This is a genomic window from Legionella nigrisilvae (genome assembly GCF_977063395.2).
This window is the reverse complement of sequence record NZ_CDRUGZ020000042.1, coordinates 19210-33392: the sequence shown is the minus strand read 5'-3', so window position 1 is coordinate 33392 and position 14183 is coordinate 19210. Positions and strand designations below refer to the sequence as shown.

Below are 14183 nucleotides of genomic sequence, written 5' to 3'. Positions count from 1 at the left end.
TTTTCTTGTCCCCATATGACTGTCAGTGACATTACAAATTGACTTTTAAGTTTAATTAATCAGGAGATAGAAGCATGAAAATTCGTCCTTTACACGATCGAGTTGTTGTTCGTCGTCTGGAAGAAGAACGTACTACAGCTGGTGGTATTGTTATTCCAGATAGCGCCACTGAAAAACCAATGCGTGGTGAAATCATTGCTGTTGGTGCTGGTAAAATCCTGGACAACGGTGATGTCCGTGCGTTGGCAGTAAAAGTGGGTGATGTTGTCCTGTTCGGCAAATACTCAGGGACCGAAGTGAAAATCGACGGTAAAGAACTGGTTGTGATGCGTGAAGACGACATCATGGGTGTAATTGAGAAGTAATCGATTCATTAGGAGAGAGAGATAATGGCTAAAGAATTACGTTTTGGTGACGATGCGCGTTTACAAATGCTCGCTGGTGTTAATGCATTAGCTGATGCAGTGCAAGTAACAATGGGCCCACGTGGTCGTAATGTGGTATTAGAAAAAGCTTATGGTGCTCCAACTGTTACTAAAGACGGTGTATCTGTTGCTAAAGAAATCGAATTCGACCAACGCTTCATGAACATGGGCGCGCAAATGGTTAAAGAAGTTGCTTCTAAAACTTCTGATACTGCTGGAGACGGTACTACTACCGCTACTGTATTGGCTCGTTCGATTGTGGTTGAAGGGTATAAAGCAATTGCTGCTGGCATGAATCCTATGGATTTGAAGCGCGGAATTGACAAAGCAGTTACAGCAATTACTAAAAAATTGCAAGCAATGTCTAAGCCTTGCAAAGACAACAAAGCAATTGCCCAAGTAGGTACCATTTCTGCTAACTCTGATGAAGCAATTGGCGCTATCATCGCGAGTGCAATGGATAAAGTTGGTAAAGAGGGTGTTATTACTGTTGAAGACGGTAACAGCCTTGAAAATGAATTATCTGTTGTTGAAGGAATGCAGTTTGATCGTGGTTATATTTCTCCATACTTCATCAACAATCAACAAAACATGACTTGTGAACTTGAGCATCCATTCATTCTGTTGGTTGACAAGAAAATCTCCAGTATTCGTGACATGTTGTCTGTATTGGAAGGCGTTGCTAAATCAGGTCGTCCATTGTTGATCATTGCTGAAGATGTTGAAGGCGAAGCCTTAGCTACTCTAGTAGTTAACAACATGCGTGGTATTGTTAAAGTATGTGCTGTTAAAGCTCCTGGTTTTGGTGATCGTCGCAAAGCAATGTTGCAAGACATCGCAATTCTGACTCATGGTGAAGTAATTTCTGAAGAAATTGGTAAGAGCTTAGAAGCTGCTACTTTGGAAGATTTAGGTACTGCAAAACGTGTCGTAGTAACCAAAGAAAATACTACGATTATTGATGGCGAAGGTAAAGCGGCTGAAATCAATGCGCGTATCGCTCAAATTCGTGCTCAAATCGAAGAAACTACTTCTGATTACGATCGTGAGAAATTACAAGAGCGTGTTGCTAAACTTTCTGGCGGTGTTGCGGTTATCAAAGTTGGTGCTGCTACTGAAGTAGAAATGAAAGAGAAGAAAGCTCGTGTTGAAGATGCATTACACGCTACTCGTGCTGCTGTAGAAGAAGGTATCGTAGCGGGTGGTGGTGTTGCTTTAATCCGTGCACAAAAAGCTCTGGATTCTTTAAAAGGCGACAATGACGATCAAAACATGGGTATCAACATCCTACGTCGTGCTATTGAAGCACCTATGCGCCAGATCGTATCAAACGCTGGTTATGAAGCTTCAGTAGTTGTAAACAAAGTAGCTGAAAACAAAGACAACTATGGTTTCAATGCTGCGACTGGTGATTTTGGTGACATGGTTGACATGGGTATTTTAGATCCAACTAAAGTAACTCGTATGGCACTACAAAATGCTGCTTCTGTAGCAAGTTTGATGTTGACTACTGAGTGTATGGTTGCTGATTTACCGAAGAAAGATGAAGGTGCTGCTGATATGGGCGGCATGGGTGGAATGGGTGGTATGGGAGGCATGGGCGGCATGATGTAAGCCTCTCTCCATTTCTATCCTTTGAAAACCCGCCTTTATGGCGGGTTTTTTTTATTTAAAAATAATGGAATTTTTACCGTGTATCATCCAAAATGAGGAAGAATAATAAAGTCAGGAGCCATGATGGGAGCAATGATTAAAAAGTTGGAAGTGGTTTTAGCAGATACCTATGCTTTGTATCTTAAAACTCAAAATTATCACTGGCATGTTAAAGGAGCGCAGTTTAAAAGTTTGCATGAATTATTTGAAATGCAATATAAGGCATTGGCAGAGGCGGTGGATGAAATTGCAGAGCGAATTTTAATTCTAGGACATAAAGCCCCAGCTACTTTTACAGCATTGAATCAATTAAAAACAATTAAAGATGGTGACTCGAATATTGATGCGAATCACATGGTAAGTGAGCTGGCTCAAGATCATGGAAGTTTGGTCAAAGATTTAAACGCCGCAGTGAAACTCGCACAGGAACATGATGATGAAGGGACCGTTGCGTTGCTCAGTGAGCGTATTGGGGCCCATGAAAAAGCACGCTGGATGTTGAACGCGTCTGTGGGCTAAATCTATTCATAACCCGGGTTCAGCAAAGCGGAGCCCGGATCTTCGGTTTCACTTCTTTTATCTGGCGCCAAGGGTTTACTTATTCTTTATCACTTTCTTTTCGGCACTTTTTTTCATGACAATGATGCTAATGCGTCTGTTTTCAGGACTGTAGGGATCTTTTAAATTAAGAGGCACAGTGGATGAAAACCCTGACACGCGTAAAACTCTATCAGGATTGAAACCTGCTTTAACCAACGCGCGTCGGGCGGCATTGGCTCTTTGGGCTGACAATTCCCAGTTAGTGTATTCTAATTCATCAGGATTGTGGTAGGGATGGGCATCGGTGTGCCCTTCAATGGTAATTTTATTGGGGACGTTATTCAGTAGTTTTGCAATTTGGATAAAGACATGCTCCATGCCTGGATTTAGTTTATCTGAACCCACATCAAACATAGGTTTATTTTGATTATCGATTAATTGAATGCGTAAGCCATTTTTTACGACTTCCATAATTAATTGATTTTTTAAACCAGCAAGAGATGGATCTTCTTTGATGCTTAAATTAATTTTTGACTTTAACTCTTCAAGTTTTTGGGTTTCAGATTCGGTGGATTGAATTACTTGAATATCTTGGGCTTTTTTATTCGGAGCAGAGGGGTGGTCTGTGGTTGAAACTTGACCATTAGTATCTTTTACTTTAGGTCCGCCCCCTTTAAGATTAAGTTGCTGATTACCCACGTTCTCACCACCAAAAAAAGTGATTTTCAGTGGTTGTTTAAAGTACTCGGAAATACCGTCTTTTTGCGCTTTATTTAGAGAAGCAATCAACCACATTAACAAGAAGAAGGCCATCATTGCGGTTACAAAATCAGCAAAAGCAATTTTCCACGATCCTCCGTGATGCTTATGTTGATTTTTTTTTACCTTTCGAATTATCGGAGCTGTGCTAGATTTTCCTTTATTGCTGTCATTCATGTTCTAACCTCATTAGCCCGGAGTGGGTTCTGCAGAAGAACTTTCCTCTGAATTGGATGAGGATGCTGCCGGCTTAAAATTTTTGATTTCTTCATTGAGTTGGGTAAAGGAAGGACGTTGTGCGGAAAACAATACTTTACGTCCAAATTCAACGGCAATAATAGGTGGATTGTTGTGTAAACTCGCCAAAATTGTAGCTTTGATACACTGCAGCATCAATTGCTCCTGATTGGCATGATGCTCCATTGCTGAGGCTACAGGACCAACAAATCCATAGCCGATTAAAATACCTAAAAAAGTACCTACAAGGGCATGGGCAATGAGAACTCCTAATTCTGGGGGAGGCAAGTTTATAGATTCCATGGTATGCACTACACCCAGAACAGCCGCAACGATACCAAAAGCGGGCATAGCATCAGCAAGTTTGGATAGGGCATTAGCAGGAATCATTTCTTCTTCATGATGCGATTCAATTTCCATATCAATTAAAGCCTCCAACTGAAAAGGTTGGAGGTTTGAAGTGATGATTAATCTTAAATAATCACAAATGAATTCAATAATATGGTGGTTTTTCATTATCGAAGGGTAGGCATTGAAAATCGCGCTTTCTTTGGGGGCTTCAATGTCAGTTTCTAAAGACATTAATCCTTGTTGGCGTGCCTTATTCAGTAGCGTGTATAATAGGCTTAGTAAATTACTGGAAGTATCCTTAATAGATTTTTCTCCCCGAAAAACCTTCGGTAGCGCTTTCAACAATGATTTTAATACTGCAGCACTATTCCCAACAATCAGTGAGCCTATGGCTGCACCACCTATTATAAGCAACTCAATAGGTTGAAATACTGCAGCCAGGTGGCCTCCACCCAAAGCGAATCCCCCAAAAACACAAAGTAATATGACAACATAGCCAATTAAAATTAACATTTTTAAACGATCTCCAAATTCCTTTTGAATCTTCCGTATTCTTTATTTAAGGTAATCGTGCACTACACGACCATAAGGTAAAGTGAGATCCGTTAATAAATGTACTCCATTTACTATGCGTTTTACTGGCAAGTTTGCTACTGGTGCCAAGGCATGATGTTTCATTTCCAATTGAGCCGGTCCTTTCCATGCACCTTTGATGACGACATTTTCAAGGAAGTATTCAACGAGCTCACAAACTCGAACAGTCCCATCAACATGAGGAATGATTTTTAGCAAGTAATTGGGCGTAGCGAGTGATTCAGCCACTTTTTTTATATCCAGTGCTTCGTATTTATAACCCATAGTTGCCGTAGCAATTCGACAAGGTCCATATTCTAAAGTACCCAACAACGTTTCATGAACTACTTCCAGTTTAGGTTGGGCCAGCTTTTTGGGAAATCCCCAAATTTCTCGACCGCCAGCAATAGGAGGAAGATCGTCTAAAAACATAGCATGCGTATAATTTCCTTTTTTCCCTTTATAGCTGACTGGGATAACTTGGCCTGATTCGGTATAGTCCCCAAATCCTGTTGAGTCGGGCATGCGAATAAATTCGAACTTAACTAAAGGTTCTACTACTTCTAATGGTTCTGGAACCACTTCACGGAGCAGCTCTATATCCGTTTCATAGGTAATAATTAAAAATTCCCTATTGATAAAACGGTAAGGGCCACGAGGATAACATGGACTGGTCAGTGGCATGGCAAATGCTTGTTTGATGACCTCTGCTTCATTCATTTTTCAGACTCCTCTTTTAAATGTTTATTTGGCGACATGTCATATACAGCAATGCCGTTTGTATCGGGTATTTTTTGGTCCCAGGGAGATTTTTTGACAGCTTTTCTTCCATCCTTGTACCCATTTTGTATGCGTTCCAGGATACTCTTTTTTGAAAATTCATAATCTTTCGAAGAAAACTCAGTCTCATCATGTTCATATAAAAAGCGAACTAAAGAAATGGTAGATTGATGTCCACGGGCCATGCACAGTTTAAGTTCTGGATTCCCTTTTTCCGATTCAGGAATATAACGTGAAAGCACGTGAATGGTATTTTTTAATGCATGTATTTGTTGGTACATTTCTACGGCTTGTGCAAAACGGCTGGAATACTCTATATCCTTTCGACGCTTCATTACGGCATCCAAGGACGTTGGGTATAAGCCATAGGAGTCAAATAAATGAATTGCAAAACACAGTAAATGACGAGGGCATTGATTGACAGATAAGATGTACGTTGCTGGAGAGTTACTGGATATTCCACCATCCCAGTAGTATTTCCCTTCAATTTCAACCGCTGGAAAACCAGGAGGCAATGCACCACTGGCCATAATATGCTCGGGACCAATTTTTGTGTTTTGTGAGTCAAAATAAACCATTTCGCCTGAGCAAATTTCAACGGCACCAAGGCTTATGCGGGTCTCATTGGAGTTATTGAGTCGATCAAAATCAATAAATTGTTCCAGAGTCGATCTTAAACTCTTGGTGTCGTAAAAACTTATGGTATCGGGTGTATCGTAATATCCCATAAGCAGGGGAGGAAAACGGGGTGAAAAAAATCCGGGTTGTCCCATAATTAATGCAGTTTGGGCGGATAGAAAATGTTCGATTTTTCGACTTGCAACATCATCGGGAAGCAGCCTACTCTCGAGAAAAGAGGGGGTAGCTATGGTCTCCCAAAATTGATACATTTTTTCAACCCGTATTTTGGGTGGATTGCCTGCGGCAATTGCCGCATTAATTGCGCCGATTGAGGTGCCTGCGAACCAGCTTGGATAGTAGCCTGCTTCATCCAAAGCACGCAAAACCCCTACTTGATAGGCCCCTAAAGCGCCTCCACCCTGAAAACAACAAGCAACATGATGGTGCGTTGTAACTTTTTTTGTTCGCGCCATAGGCCTTACTCCATGAACCATCCATGACTAACAATCAGCGACTGACCGGTCAAGGCATTTGATTCAAAAGAAGCAAAAAATAACGCGGTTTGTGCTACGTCATCCGTGGTAGTGAATTCTCCATCCACTGTATCTTTAAGCATTACGTTCTTAATAACTTGTTCTTCGGTAATTCCTAATTCTTTAGCTTGTTCAGGAATTTGTTTATCGACGAGTGGTGTACGTACAAATCCTGGGCAAATCACATTCGCTCTAACATTATGGGCGGCCCCTTCTTTGGCTACCACTTTACACAAACCCAGCAAACCATGTTTTGCAGTCACATAAGGTGCTTTTAATTTAGAGGCTTCTTTAGAATGGACTGAACCCATATAAATAATGCTTCCCCCTTTTCCAGAGTCATACATGTGTCTTAGGGCTGCTCGAGTTGTTAAAAAGGCTCCATCCAATTGGATTGATATTAACTTTTTCCAATCAGAAAAGGAGAGTTGTTCCACAGGACTGATGATTTGAATTCCTGCGTTGCTGACCATAACGTCAACCCCACCAAAGTATTTAGCAACTTCATCTACGCCTTTATCCACTTGGTTTTCATCGGTGACATTCATGGCAACAGCCATGGCTTCTCCACCTTTAGATTTTATTTCTTCTGCTGCAAGATTGGCTTGTTCCAGATTTAGATCTGCAATGGCAACTTTAGCACCTTCTTTTGCATAGACTAGAGCGATTTCTTTACCTATGCCGCTGGCGGCCCCTGTAATTATTGCTACTTTATTTTTTAAGCGCATGAGTACAATCCTTGTATTTTGAGTTAATGATCAGATATTTAGGCTTATTTAAAATTCTTTAAGAAGTATAGCAATGGAAATTTGATATTGCCTTATATTCCTAAGATTTTTGTTAGATATAGAAAAATAGGTTATCAAGGACTGTTATCCTAAAGGTTAAAGAGCGAACAAAAACGGCAAATTACCCGAGTATAATTATGATGGTTCACTTTTGGTTCTTCCTGGATTCTAATAATTCTTGTTAAGTGTTAGGAGAGGGGATTTCAAATACGAAAATCAACCCCCTTAACCTCTTGGAGGTTAAGGGGAAGTTCAGTTGTATTAGTAGTAATAATAAGGGCGATAGTATCGGCCGTAATAGTATGCACGGCGGTCTTGATTTTGACCGATTGCATTTCCGACTAGTGCTCCAGCGCCTGCACCAATTACAGTTCCGAGTGCACTACCTCCAGATACAGCATAACCGATACCTGCACCGGCAGCACCACCTGCAGCAGTACCTACTTGAGTATTGGTGCATCCCCCAAGCATAAAAGCTGATACCCCAACAAAAACTAAGGGAGCGATAATTTTTTTCATAGTGTAACTCCTTTTTATAGTTTTCAGGATTTCTGCATTAATAGAGCACGATTCAATACAATAAATCCTAGTTGCTTCATCTTCACTATGATTCTAGTACAAAAAAAACATTTTATGTAAAATAATTGACCACATTATGGATTGCATGTTTTTTTTTAATATCAAATTTTACTCTTACCCATATTTTCCAGTAGTATTAGTACTATGAAGAATAATAAAAAACAGAGGACTTTATGTTTAAAGGAAGCATAGTAGCTTTATTAACACCCATGAAGAATGATCAGATTGATGTCCCTCGTTTGCGAGAGTTAGTCGAGTTTCATATTGAAATGGGAAGTCATGGTATTGTTGCTGCGGGGTCTACCGGTGAATCAGGTACCTTATCCCATGAAGAAAAATTACTGGTTATTAAAACAGTAGTAGAACAAGCGAAAGAACGAATCCCTGTTATTGCCGGTACTGGCATGAATGCAACCCGAGATTGTATTCAATTAACCAAAGAAGCCATGGAATGTGGTGCACATGCCGCACTCATTATGACTCCTGCTTATATCAGACCGACTCAAGAGGGGCTATATTTGCATTATAGTCAAATCGCTGAAGCGGTTCCTATGCCTATTATTCTATATAATGTGCCAACGAGAACGGCATGTGATATGTTACCTGAAACGGTCGGAAGACTTGCGAAGATTTCCAATATTGTGGGAATAAAAGATGCGACGGGACAGATGACTCGATTACAACAAATTTTGCGACTTTCAGAAGGCAGTATCGATGTGTATAGTGGAGATGATTTTACTGCCGCCTCCTGGATGTTGGCAGGTGCGAAGGGGAATATTTCAGCAGCAGCTAATGTGGTTGCCAAACTAATGGCTAAATTATGCGACTCGGCCTTAGATGGCGATCATGCGGCATGCTTACGTTTAAACGAACAATTAATGCCTTTATATGAATTATTGTTTGTTGAAACCAATCCAATTGCAATAAAATGGGCAGCGAACAGAATGGGGTTAATGGATAATGAATTAAGATTGCCATTAACTCGTTTATCAAAAGAGCATCATGAACCATTGGAAAAGATGATGAAGAGTTTGGAGTTGATTTAAGTGAAAAAGTTGGGTTTTATTTTTTTTGTAACACTTGTGCTCTGTGGCTGTAGTCGTTATGCCAGTAATGGTGAACATCTTTATTTGAGTAGTCGAAATGGTCCCTCATTGGAAGTTCCACCACCATTAACGAAAGCAAATATTAGTAATTTTTATGATTTGCCTGAACAGAACCAGGATGCACGTGTAAGTATCGCGCCACCTGTATCATAAGGGGTTTATTATGACGCCATCAGAATCAGCTGAGTTACTTATTGTACAGGAGTTGTCGCAGCGTATTGTGGAAGCGCAACGTAAAATCAGGATTCTTGATAGTATTAAATGGGATGAATCAATAAGAAAGGATTTTTTTAAACATAAAGGCAAAAAGCTTCCAGCTGTCGATAAAGAGTATTATGACAAAAAGCCTTTACCTTTTGATGTCCATGATAAACAAGAAGAATTCCGGATTATTTTACGAGATACCCAGAACCAACTTGGACAATATTCTACTTTAACTCGTTTAATACGTCGGCAGTGCGAGGAATACAGTCGGGCTACGCAGATGCTTGCCAAACGAGGTACTCCCGCGTTTTCAGAATTGGCCACAGAATTGTATGGCAGTCCAAACGATGTATTCTATGCGGGCGGGCCCCGTATGTCTGAGATGGGTACTTTACTCTTTGATGTCTTAACAGGGCTTAGTGTTCAGTTACAGTCTGAAGCCGACGTAAAGCGTTATACACCCCAACAAGCTCAAGAAATTCTACAAACACGATTAGGCCAATTTTTCGACAAACATCCTGGTAAGGTCACCGTAATGGTCAGTGACGATATGATTGCCGATGCTTCTGCAGGTGCAGACAGTATTAAATTGAGTCAGCAAGCCATGTTTAGTGACCGAGATATTCGTTATCTTGAAGTACATGAAGGCTGGGTGCATGTAGGGACCACCCTCAATGGTTCCATGCAGCCTAATTGTTTTTTTCTTTCTAAAGGGTCTCCTTCCAGCAGTGTTATTCAGGAAGGTTTGGCGGTGATTACGGAAATTGTTACTTTTTCTTCATATCCTAGTCGCATGTTAAAGATTACTAATCGGGTGATTGCTTTGGACATGGTGACTCAAGGAGCAGATTTTCTCGATATTTATAATTATTTCATGGAATGTGGGTTAAGCGAAGAAGACAGTTACAATCAATCTGTACGTGTCTTTAGAGGAAGTACGCCTACAGGTGGCCCGTTTACTAAAGATTTATCTTATGCCAAGGGATTTGTATTGATTTACAATTACATCCGTTTTGCGATCAGCCGCAAGCATGTTGATTCCATTCCTTTATTGTTTACGGGGAAATTAGTTCTTGATGATTTGCCTTTACTTACCGAACTTAAAGAGCGGGGAATTTTATCCAATCCTGTGTACCTTCCGCCTCCATTCCAGGATCTAGCTGCGTTAAGTGCATGGATGAGTTTTTCCTTGTATTTGAATCAATTTGATCTAAATGAAATCCAAAAGAATTTTCGCTTTTTGATTGTTTAGAACATCGGCGTAGCTTAGGCAAAGCGCAGAGAAAGCCAGAAGGGACCATTGGCTCATTCCGGGGTTCTCCCAATCTAGCCAGCGTGGTGGCCGTAAATTGAGGGCATTTCAGTATAGAGAGCCTGGGTTACGGACTTTGCTTTCACCCAGGGCTAAGACATTTATGATTAAGCTTTACACGCAACAGCCTGGGCAAGCTCAACTGGTTCTTCTTGTTTCCGTTGTTGAGGAAAGAAGCGAGACAAACTGTAATTTACATTAGGTTTCTCTTGCTCTTGTATGGTTTTTAAAAGCCCAGGATATTCGTCCAAAAGCAATTGAGCTTGTTCTTTAATGTAGGAATCATTCGATTTATTAATCATATTGAAATAATAAGTCGCGGTTTGTAGATCCTTAGCATCATTTGAGTTCCCTAAAATTTGTACCATAACAAGCATGGCGTTAGTACATTTCAAATTAGCCGCCTGCCGCATGGTTTGTTTGTATTCAGAGGACGTGGGTGGATAAATATGGGCTAAGTGATATAAAGCCATAGGATTATCCCGAGCTAACGCGATCATTTTTGGTAAATGTTGGATCACTGCTTGTTGTAAAACATGATCGTTAGGTGATCTATGTAGTTGATTTACCAATGCCGCAAATTCATTACTTGAAGTGGCCATATCCTACCCCCTAACGTGACTACATACCCTTGTAGGATAAAAGATCAAGGTTAAGGTAAGATTAAGGGGGGGATGCTTTACGATTTTTTTACGCTTTCAAATGCTGCCCATCCTAAATGGAACAACATATGGGCCAATATCGCGGCAATAAGTCCCCATTGCCAAAATAAATAGCCAAAAAGTAATGATTGATAAAGGCTTAGTATAATTAGCGAGTAAATAAAACGTCTGGTAGACGTACAACCGGAAGCGATGTACACAGGGAGCTGGCTTACTACCAATACCAAACCGCTAATAAAAATTGAAATCCAGATGATTAAGCTAGGGTATTGGTTTGTAAAGAGTAACGCAAAAAAGGTTGCAAGGTTCATTAAACCCCAGCGGCCAATAATTTCTTCTACGACACCACCATAAAGAACACAGCCATCTACCCCCAGGGCGGTGCGTAAACGAGTCATGGTTTCCATATTGTTCTTATCGACGATGCGTGCGATGAGGCCATAATAGAGAATTAAAAAAATTATTACCCCCACCACGGCATACAAAACAGTAGGTAATAAAATAGGAATTAATACACTGACTCCTGCTGTACCTTGCAGCAGAGCCTCAAGCCTTGCGTCATGTAAACCGGTCGAGGGAGATAACACGGCGCCTGCAAAGCTGAGAATAAAGATCATAAATAAGGTTTGCAAAATGGCGAAGCGACTCATTCTGTTCTTTAGTTCTTCGGAATTATTCGGCAATAAAAAATAAATTAAACGTTTAATAGCAATGACGACGCCAGGGATGGATAAGCAGAATAGAACGGTGATCAAAGGCCAATTGATTGTCATTTTTTATCCTTAAATAGAACTGCATAGAAAAAGCCATCCATACCTTGTTCTCCGGGTAAAATTTGTTGACCATGCCCTGTTGCCCGTCCCCATGGCCTAGGTTCTCTTATTATCGTACAGTCAGAATGGGTTGCAACAAAATTTGCGATTTGTTGCTCATTTTCAACAGCCATTACTGAACAGGTAGCATAAACAAGTAAACCACCTTTTGCGAGCAAGGGCCATAAGCAATTCAGCATGTTGTGCTGAATTTTGGTTATGGTAACAATTTCTTCATTATTACGTAATAACTTAATATCGGAGTGGCGTCGAATAACCCCTGTTGCAGAGCAGGGGGCATCCAATAAAATACGATCAAATAGTTGGCCATCCCACCACTTGGCGGGAGTTAAGGCATCCCCTTCGACTAAATCGGCATGCAAGTTGAGCCGATCTAAGTTTTCTTGAACTCGCTTCAATCGTTTAGCATCAACATCTAAGCCAATACACGCGGACAGATGGGGTTCCTTTTCTAGAATATGACACGTTTTTCCTCCGGGAGCGCAGCAGGCATCGAGGAGGCGTAATCCAGGTTCTAAAGACAGTAAAGAGGCTGCTAATTGTGCTGCAGCGTCTTGAACAGAAACTCGTCCCTCTGCAAATCCTGGAAGTTTGTGCACATCACACGGTTTGCTTAAAGTAATTCCTTCAGCTGCTGTAGGGTGAGGTTCAGCGGCAATGCCTTCTTGATTTAAAATTTGAATGTATTCAGTAACTGAATTTTTTTGCCCATTTACCCGTAAGGTCATGGGTGGATGCATATCATTTGCTTTGGCAATTTCTTGCCAGTTATTCGGCCAATCTGCTTGCAAACGTTCCAGCAACCATTGGGGTTGGCCATGAATAAATCGAGTATCTTTTTTTAAGCGTTCCAGAATTTCTTTTTGCTGGCGGCAGAAATTGCGTAAAACAGCATTGACTAAACCCTTTGCCCAGCTTTTTTTGATTTTTTCAAGTAAGGAAACTGTTTCTTTGACTACAGCATAATCAGGTGCTTGCATGTAGTGCAATTGATAAAGCCCTATGAGTAATGCAACCCAAATTTCCAGTTCTTTCGGTTTTTTTTGCAGTAAGCATTCCGCGATAGCTTGTAAACGAAAATAATGACGACAAAAACCGAAGCAAATCTCTTTGGTCATCGGGGTGACTTCGGCTGTTGCAGGCATAAGTTGCGATAAAGAGGATTTCTCAGTTAATAACTGAGTTAAAATTTTTAAAGCGTGCAGTCGTTCGTTCTTGTTCATCAAAACACAAACCCTGCATGTACTTGTGCTTTTTTGGAGTTTAGCCAATCGGCAATTGAGATTACTTTAGCACCTGGAAGTTGGATTCGTTCTACCAGCAGACTTTGGTTTCCAGTTGCAATCAACATGCCTTTTTTGTCGATGCGAATGACGGTACCGGGTGCTTGTGAGAATGATTGGTTTACGACAGTTGCTTGATGAATGCGCAACGCTTCCTCCCCAAGGGTTGTATAGGCGATGGGCCAAGGATTAAACGCACGAATTTTTCGGTCGATTTCTGCAGCTGAGTCCTGCCAATTGATGCATGCATCTTCTTTGTTAATTTTGCTGGCATAAGTAGCCAAATCATTATTTTGAATTTCAGGTTTTTCAGTGTGGGTGGCTAATTCATCGAGGGTTTGTAATAAAGGTCTAGCCGAAATCTGTGCCAGTTTGTCATGTAAGGTTTGTGCAGTCTCTAATGCCGTGATCGGGCAGGCAACCTTGTGAAGCATAGCACCGGTATCCATGCCTGCATCCATTTGCATAATCGTAACCCCGGATTCGGTATCCCCATGAAGGAGTACAGACTGAATAGGGGAGGCACCACGCCAACGAGGCAACAAGGAGGCATGCACATTAATACAACCTAAGCGTGGAATTTCCAACACTGCTTTAGGTAAAATCAATCCATAAGCAATCACCACTAAGACATCAGGTTTTAAAGCTGCAAGCTCTGCAATTGCTTCGGGATTTTTAAAATTCACAGGTTGAAATACTGGAATATTATGATTTAAAGCCCACTCTTTTACCGCGGAAGCTTGTAGTTTTCTACCCCGACCAGCAGGACGGTCTGGTTGAGTATAAATGGCTTTAATATGATGTTTTGAATGCAACAATGCCTCAAGACAAGGCAAACCAAATTCTGGAGTTCCAGCAAAAACTATATTCAATGTACTCATGGTAACTACCTGTCGATCAAGGATCGTCTTTAAGGGACGCATCTTTATGAAAAATCTTGTGGA

The 14183-nt window shown here is 40.9% G+C and carries 16 protein-coding genes; 6 read left to right on the top strand and 10 right to left on the bottom strand.

The annotated features are described in order from the left end of the window. Positions 1 to 74 precede the first annotated feature (74 nt). From groES to ACWTE2_RS28635, 3 genes are all read left to right on the top strand, one after another. Positions 75 to 365 (top strand): co-chaperone GroES, encoded by a 291-nt coding sequence (groES, locus tag ACWTE2_RS28645; protein WP_182392708.1) that lies wholly within the window; start codon positions 75 to 77, stop codon positions 363 to 365. A 24-nt stretch (positions 366 to 389) separates the two neighbouring features. Beyond that, positions 390 to 2039, top strand: a complete 1650-nt coding sequence (gene groL / locus ACWTE2_RS28640; protein ID WP_182392709.1) for a chaperonin GroEL — start codon at positions 390 to 392, stop codon at positions 2037 to 2039. A gap of 123 nt (positions 2040 to 2162) precedes the next feature. Beyond that, a complete protein-coding gene (locus tag ACWTE2_RS28635; RefSeq protein WP_182393594.1) occupies positions 2163 to 2597 on the top strand; it encodes a Dps family protein in 435 nt (144 codons plus the stop codon). Positions 2598 to 2672: 75 nt separating this feature from the next. Here the strand turns inward: ACWTE2_RS28635 and motB are convergent, their stop codons facing one another. The 6 genes from motB to ACWTE2_RS28605 form a co-directional block, all read right to left on the bottom strand. Then, on the bottom strand, positions 2673 to 3554 hold the full coding sequence (gene motB / locus ACWTE2_RS28630; protein ID WP_454785414.1) for a flagellar motor protein MotB: 882 nt from the start codon (positions 3552 to 3554) through the stop codon (positions 2673 to 2675). Between the two features lie 12 nt (positions 3555 to 3566). After that, positions 3567 to 4478: a flagellar motor stator protein MotA gene (gene motA / locus ACWTE2_RS28625; RefSeq protein ID WP_454785413.1), complete on the bottom strand. Its 912-nt coding sequence runs from the start codon at positions 4476 to 4478 to the stop codon at positions 3567 to 3569. Between the two features lie 42 nt (positions 4479 to 4520). Continuing rightward, positions 4521 to 5258 carry an acetoacetate decarboxylase gene (locus ACWTE2_RS28620; protein WP_454785412.1) on the bottom strand — a complete coding sequence of 246 codons (738 nt, stop codon included), beginning with the start codon at positions 5256 to 5258 and terminating at the stop codon, positions 4521 to 4523. Further along, on the bottom strand, positions 5255 to 6412 hold the full coding sequence (locus ACWTE2_RS28615; RefSeq protein ID WP_454785411.1) for a patatin-like phospholipase family protein: 1158 nt from the start codon (positions 6410 to 6412) through the stop codon (positions 5255 to 5257). The genes ACWTE2_RS28620 and ACWTE2_RS28615 overlap by 4 nt, the downstream gene beginning before the upstream one ends. Positions 6413 to 6417: 5 nt before the next feature. Beyond that, on the bottom strand, positions 6418 to 7200 hold the full coding sequence (locus ACWTE2_RS28610) for a 3-hydroxybutyrate dehydrogenase (RefSeq protein ID WP_454785410.1): 783 nt from the start codon (positions 7198 to 7200) through the stop codon (positions 6418 to 6420). 321 nt (positions 7201 to 7521) lie between these two features. Beyond that, the gene (locus tag ACWTE2_RS28605; protein ID WP_182392715.1) at positions 7522 to 7779 is read right to left on the bottom strand and encodes a glycine zipper domain-containing protein; all 258 of its coding nucleotides are present in this window, start codon (positions 7777 to 7779) and stop codon (positions 7522 to 7524) included. Positions 7780 to 8012: 233 nt separating this feature from the next. Here ACWTE2_RS28605 and dapA point away from each other — a divergent pair, with 233 nt between their 5' ends. Genes dapA through ACWTE2_RS28590 form a run of 3 tightly spaced genes read left to right on the top strand, consistent with a single transcriptional unit; the run spans position 8013 to position 10401 of the window. Beyond that, positions 8013 to 8885, top strand: coding sequence for a 4-hydroxy-tetrahydrodipicolinate synthase (gene dapA / locus ACWTE2_RS28600; RefSeq protein ID WP_454785409.1), 873 nt, complete (start codon positions 8013 to 8015; stop codon positions 8883 to 8885). Continuing rightward, positions 8886 to 9098, top strand: coding sequence for a hypothetical protein (locus ACWTE2_RS28595; RefSeq protein ID WP_182392717.1), 213 nt, complete (start codon positions 8886 to 8888; stop codon positions 9096 to 9098). Between the two features lie 10 nt (positions 9099 to 9108). Then, positions 9109 to 10401: a flavohemoglobin expression-modulating QEGLA motif protein gene (locus ACWTE2_RS28590; RefSeq protein WP_182392718.1), complete on the top strand. Its 1293-nt coding sequence runs from the start codon at positions 9109 to 9111 to the stop codon at positions 10399 to 10401. A 167-nt stretch (positions 10402 to 10568) separates the two neighbouring features. Here the strand turns inward: ACWTE2_RS28590 and ACWTE2_RS28585 are convergent, their stop codons facing one another. From ACWTE2_RS28585 to fmt, 4 genes are all read right to left on the bottom strand, one after another. Further along, positions 10569 to 11063: a hypothetical protein gene (locus ACWTE2_RS28585; protein WP_182392719.1), complete on the bottom strand. Its 495-nt coding sequence runs from the start codon at positions 11061 to 11063 to the stop codon at positions 10569 to 10571. 77 nt (positions 11064 to 11140) lie between these two features. Next, positions 11141 to 11896 (bottom strand): CPBP family intramembrane glutamate endopeptidase, encoded by a 756-nt coding sequence (locus tag ACWTE2_RS28580; protein ID WP_454785408.1) that lies wholly within the window; start codon positions 11894 to 11896, stop codon positions 11141 to 11143. Further along, entirely contained in the window at positions 11893 to 13179 is a 1287-nt protein-coding gene (rsmB, locus tag ACWTE2_RS28575; RefSeq protein WP_454785407.1) for a 16S rRNA (cytosine(967)-C(5))-methyltransferase RsmB, read from the bottom strand. Before rsmB ends, ACWTE2_RS28580 begins: the two co-directional genes overlap by 4 nt. Then, positions 13179 to 14120, bottom strand: a complete 942-nt coding sequence (gene fmt / locus ACWTE2_RS28570) for a methionyl-tRNA formyltransferase (RefSeq protein ID WP_454785406.1) — start codon at positions 14118 to 14120, stop codon at positions 13179 to 13181. The genes rsmB and fmt overlap by 1 nt, the downstream gene beginning before the upstream one ends. Positions 14121 to 14183 lie beyond the last annotated feature (63 nt).

What these genes read in the sequence shown, in the direction of transcription:
- ACWTE2_RS28605 (WP_182392715.1), bottom strand. Translation starts at nt 7,779, where the DNA reads ATGAAAAAAATTATCGCTCCCTTAGTTTTTGTTGGGGTATCAGCTTTT.
- ACWTE2_RS28580 (WP_454785408.1), bottom strand. Translation starts at nt 11,896, where the DNA reads ATGACAATCAATTGGCCTTTGATCACCGTTCTATTCTGCTTATCCATC.
- motB (WP_454785414.1), bottom strand. Translation starts at nt 3,554, where the DNA reads ATGAATGACAGCAATAAAGGAAAATCTAGCACAGCTCCGATAATTCGA.
- groL (WP_182392709.1), top strand. Translation starts at nt 390, where the DNA reads ATGGCTAAAGAATTACGTTTTGGTGACGATGCGCGTTTACAAATGCTC.
- fmt (WP_454785406.1), bottom strand. Translation starts at nt 14,120, where the DNA reads ATGAGTACATTGAATATAGTTTTTGCTGGAACTCCAGAATTTGGTTTG.
- ACWTE2_RS28610 (WP_454785410.1), bottom strand. Translation starts at nt 7,200, where the DNA reads ATGCGCTTAAAAAATAAAGTAGCAATAATTACAGGGGCCGCCAGCGGC.
- rsmB (WP_454785407.1), bottom strand. Translation starts at nt 13,179, where the DNA reads ATGAACAAGAACGAACGACTGCACGCTTTAAAAATTTTAACTCAGTTA.
- ACWTE2_RS28635 (WP_182393594.1), top strand. Translation starts at nt 2,163, where the DNA reads ATGGGAGCAATGATTAAAAAGTTGGAAGTGGTTTTAGCAGATACCTAT.
- ACWTE2_RS28620 (WP_454785412.1), bottom strand. Translation starts at nt 5,258, where the DNA reads ATGAATGAAGCAGAGGTCATCAAACAAGCATTTGCCATGCCACTGACC.
- ACWTE2_RS28615 (WP_454785411.1), bottom strand. Translation starts at nt 6,412, where the DNA reads ATGGCGCGAACAAAAAAAGTTACAACGCACCATCATGTTGCTTGTTGT.
- ACWTE2_RS28585 (WP_182392719.1), bottom strand. Translation starts at nt 11,063, where the DNA reads ATGGCCACTTCAAGTAATGAATTTGCGGCATTGGTAAATCAACTACAT.
- motA (WP_454785413.1), bottom strand. Translation starts at nt 4,478, where the DNA reads ATGTTAATTTTAATTGGCTATGTTGTCATATTACTTTGTGTTTTTGGG.
- ACWTE2_RS28590 (WP_182392718.1), top strand. Translation starts at nt 9,109, where the DNA reads ATGACGCCATCAGAATCAGCTGAGTTACTTATTGTACAGGAGTTGTCG.
- groES (WP_182392708.1), top strand. Translation starts at nt 75, where the DNA reads ATGAAAATTCGTCCTTTACACGATCGAGTTGTTGTTCGTCGTCTGGAA.
- dapA (WP_454785409.1), top strand. Translation starts at nt 8,013, where the DNA reads ATGTTTAAAGGAAGCATAGTAGCTTTATTAACACCCATGAAGAATGAT.